This window comes from Candidatus Nitrotoga sp. 1052 (assembly GCF_927312905.1).
In the GTDB taxonomy this organism is placed as follows: Bacteria; Pseudomonadota; Gammaproteobacteria; order Burkholderiales; family Gallionellaceae; genus Nitrotoga.
This window is the reverse complement of the sequence record NZ_CAKMHQ010000058.1, coordinates 1-4137: the sequence shown is the minus strand read 5'-3', so window position 1 is coordinate 4137 and position 4137 is coordinate 1. Positions and strand designations below refer to the sequence as shown.

The following is a 4137-nucleotide window of genomic DNA, read 5'->3' as shown; positions in this document are numbered from 1 at the left end:
CCGGAAACTACGCACCGGACTCTGCTGTGCGGTGAATTATTCAGCGTTTCCTTAGATGGAACAAACCATAAGACGGCATTTACCAATCGCCTGATAACTTCAAAGCTGGGTATAAGTGCTTGAGTCGCTTGCAGCATTTGGATGTTTAGGGCCGCCAAAAAAAGATCTATCATAAGCTCATGATTGTCCATTGGTAATTCCGCACCTGAGCTGCATGTTCCCATTCCAACCCATGCAACATTCCCTGTTGATTGGCCACATTCAACATTGCATGGCTATATTGAGCGGGATGGCAGCATCGGATTGGGGTGTGCAAATAGGTGATGGAGTAGATGGTTATGGCGAGCGATGAGATGTTGGGCTTCATTTTATTCAGCTCAACCTATCGGGCTTCACCACTCAAATGTTCTGGTGGTTTATATATGAAGAAACTGTTTCTCTTTATATTCACTAGCATAACAATATTTGCATGCATCTCAGCCAATGCAGAAAATACCTATCGTCCAAAATCCAACCATACTTACATCACTGGCCCGAAAGGTGGTTGCTACTATATCAACAGCAATGGAAATAAAACCTATGTAGATCGAGCGCTTTGCAAGCCGCCAGCAATTGAAATTAAAAAACCCGGTAAGGTTGGGCTGAATGAAATGAAGCCTAACCTACCGGGCTTACATCCGACTTATGAGCGGTAGCGAACTGATGGATCTACAGGAGAGTACTATTATTCAACTTCATTCCAATCCTTGGTAGGGCTTGGTCGAATCTTGACCTTGACATCCAGTTTTTCTCCGGAGAGTCCAGTAAGGTCCATTGATGCCGTGACACCGGAAGCCTTGCCCGATATGGCGTTCTTCGAAGTACGCCTCTATTACAAAAGTTTTAAAACGCGGCATTAAAATAACAAAATTCTAATCAGGAGTAGTCCCATGAATAAATTAATGTTAGCCGTAGCTTTAACCGTAGCAGTTCCTTTGTCTTTTGCAGAAGGATTATTGGAAAACCCAGTAGTTGACAGCACTGAATCCGGCATTGGAGTTATCTCAGGCTGGCATTGCACGGCAACTCATATTGACATAACAATTGATGGTAAGAGCCTTGGGAAGGCTGGCAGCGGGACGAGTCGAAATGATACAGTGGGCATTTGCGGACGCGCTGATTCTGGTTTTTCCCTTCTGTACAACTACAATGACCTTTCCCCTGGAAGCCACACTATAAGTGCGTATGCGGACGGGCAAGCGTTTGAAACTAGACAATTCAATACAGTTCAGTCTGGAGGGGAAGCATTTCTTACTGGCATTTCCAAAACAGCAACAATCTCTGATTTCCCATCTTCTGGTAGAACAGCTACATTGCAGTGGAGTCAGGCCAAGCAAAGCTTTGTTATTACTGGGATAAGTGCTCCTCCTGTGGCCGCCGGAGCCATAGCTAATTAAAAGCGTTGGGCATTCAGTCGACGTAGCTAAATCATAACTTGATGCAGCTGGATACTCTGTGTTTATGGTTTTGTGAGATAGCGCGGTTGGGCTGAATGAAATGAAGCCTAACCTACCGGGCTCCTTAGCGCATACATGTGCCACCATTTTTGCCAAGCTTTCAATCGATTATTTTGAGAGCAGGTAAAGATTGCAGCCATACATCTGGATTTTTAAATTACCCGTAATTTCTGCTAGGCTTGCAGCATACGCAATACAGAAAGCCTGCCATGATCAATGCCTACACACTCAGCAACGGCCGCCTGAGTAAAATACATCTGGATGAGCAAGATGATTTCCGCTCCGATCATCCGATATGGATTGACGTTGTTGCGCCCAATGACGAGGAACGTAAATGGATAGAGCAAGCTTATCACTTGACTTTGCCAAAGCCCGAGCATCTTCGAGATATTGAGGCCAGTGCACGGTTCTATGAGGAAAACGATGAGCTGCATTTGCGTTCGGATTTCCTGCTCGGCAAAGAGAGTAGTTCGCGCAGTGTCACTGTGGCTTTTGTGCTGTCCGGCAACACTCTTTTCAGCGTGCATGAGGAAGACTTGCCGGTGTTTTACCAAAGGCGTTTGGCAAACCACGGGCAGCCGGACGATGTGGAAGACTGCAAGGATGTGCTGATTGATTTGTATTCAATGGATGTGGAGTTTTCCGCCGATGCGCTGGAAGGGGTGTATGCCGATCTGGGACAAGTGAGCAGCAAGGTACTCAATGCCAAGCTCAGCGACAAGCATGCTTCCTCCGTGTTGATCAATATCGCACATGCTGAGCACCTCAATGGGCGTATCCGCCGCAACGTGATGGATACTCGCAGAGCAATATCCTTTCTGATGCGTAGTAAATTGCTCACGCCTATGCAAATGGACGATGTGCGCCAGATCATGCAGGACATTGACTCACTGGACGGGCACACCAGCTTCCTGTTTGACAAGATCAACTTCCTGATGGTCGCTACCATCAGCTTTATTAACGTCAATCAGAATAAGGTTGTGCGCTTGTTCTCCGTGTCTTCGGTCGCGCTGTTGCCGCCGGTGCTTATCGCCTCCATCTATGGCATGAACTTCGCGCATATGCCCGAACTCAGTTGGAGCCTGGGTTATCCCTTTGCGCTTTTGTTAATGGCGTTGTCGGTGGTGGTGCCATTCTGGATATTCCATCGCAAGGGCTGGTTGAAATAGAGCTGTATCCGGCCAGCTACTATGATTTAAAGGTTGACTATGAAGCTCTCGACAAGCGCAGCAGATAATCCAGCGCAATTCCGATGAACACCGCAGCACCAAACCAGTTATTGTGCAGGAAAGCCTTGAAGCAAGCTTCGTGCTGACGTGTTCGAATCAAATTGTAGCGGTAGATGGTGATGCTTGCCGCGCACGATAAGCCGATGTAGTAGACCACGCCTAGCCCTATAGGGCGCCTCTAAAAATTCAAGTTTCTAGGCAAGACAAGGCACGAGTAAAAAATTTGAGCGTGGCATATAGTTGATATGTAAGCGATAATTTTTTTCGAGTAACGCCGTATTGTGACGAAAATTGGATTTTTAGAGGTGCCCTATAGCACACTGCCGGCTGCGGTGAGTGTCATGGCTGTGAAGAGTAGAGAACGGCTCTCGCCTGCCTCCCCTCGTCAAACCGTGCATGCGATTTTGCGAGTTTTTTACTTCGCAAAAGCCCTGCCAACCCCAATTCCCGCACATGGCTTTCCGATGTTCTTTACGCCAAGGCAGTGCCGTTTTCCAGCCAACCGTTGTCGGAACTTTGTATAGCCCATATTTCGTCTAAAGCTGCTGACTCGGTCGTTTCCCGAGTCAGCAGCTTTAGACGAAATCAGAAATGTCCGGACTTTTAATTTAATAGATTCAGTTGGTTGCTTTTTGCCGTATGGTCACTTGCACCTCCGAATTTATAAGTAATTGATCGAGTGCTGTTTTCTCAAAAAGAGTCAGGCTCAAGTGCCGCAAGAACCTCAACAAGTCAAAAATAAGAGCCCGCGTCGAACACGTCTTTGCCGTGATTAAACGACTGTGGGGTTTTTTTAAAGTGTGCTACCGTGGTTTCGCCAAGAGTGCCGGTCGCGCATTTACCGCGCTGGCATTGGCGATTATTTACTTGTCTCGAAATCGATTGATGGCACAGGTGCGCCCATAGCGGGCGAATGACGGGCGAAAAGCCCAAGGAGCAGCCCGAAAGGACAAAACAAAGCGGGCTGAACTTGCCTTATTTACACAATCACGCATATTTCGTAATTGGAATCTTGGAAATGCTGGGCTTGTTCAGCGTAGCCTTAAACTACATCGTCAAAAATAACTCGGCGACCGCCTAAAATATACGATCAGTTGTTTGCTTTGGGAGCCGGCTAACTGCTGGATTTAGGATAAAGAGCAAAGACGACAGGCTCACGATGCTGTCGCACTTCAATTTAAAACTACCTGATTCGTGAGGAAACTTCAGGGCTCGCTTGGCTATCTGTCACCCGTTGTGTTTGCAGCGACAGCATGCAAATCAATTCGCTGCTTAATCCGTTGGACGCTACCGTTACCAACCGACGTCGCAGAGGTGCGCGCCAATTTATGAAATCTTCAGTCGGGATAGCATGTCAAAAAAAATAGCACAATCTTGATCTAGATCAAATCGACTTTAATTTATCCGCGTAG

At 47.0% G+C, this 4137-nt stretch carries 4 protein-coding genes and 1 pseudogene; 4 read left to right on the top strand and 1 reads right to left on the bottom strand.

What is annotated here, in order from left to right; genetic code table 11:
• The first annotated feature begins 338 nt into the window (after positions 1-338).
• From MJ768_RS11825 to corA, 3 genes are all read left to right on the top strand, one after another.
• A complete protein-coding gene (locus tag MJ768_RS11825; protein ID WP_239292049.1) occupies positions 339-695 on the top strand; it encodes a hypothetical protein in 357 nt (118 codons plus the stop codon).
• A 234-nt stretch (positions 696-929) separates the two neighbouring features.
• On the top strand, positions 930-1436 hold the full coding sequence (locus MJ768_RS11820) for a hypothetical protein (protein ID WP_239292048.1): 507 nt from the start codon (positions 930-932) through the stop codon (positions 1434-1436).
• 269 nt (positions 1437-1705) lie between these two features.
• Complete coding sequence (gene corA, locus MJ768_RS11815) at positions 1706-2665, top strand: magnesium/cobalt transporter CorA (protein ID WP_239292047.1); 960 nt, start codon at positions 1706-1708, stop codon at positions 2663-2665.
• A 37-nt stretch (positions 2666-2702) separates the two neighbouring features.
• Here the strand turns inward: corA and MJ768_RS11810 are convergent, their stop codons facing one another.
• The gene (locus MJ768_RS11810) at positions 2703-2882 is read right to left on the bottom strand and encodes a hypothetical protein (RefSeq protein ID WP_239292046.1); all 180 of its coding nucleotides are present in this window, start codon (positions 2880-2882) and stop codon (positions 2703-2705) included.
• Positions 2883-3439: 557 nt separating this feature from the next.
• Between MJ768_RS11810 and MJ768_RS11805 the strand changes: the two are divergent.
• Positions 3440-3631: pseudogene (locus MJ768_RS11805) on the top strand (transposase); the annotation flags it as partial.
• Positions 3632-4137: the final 506 nt, after the last annotated feature.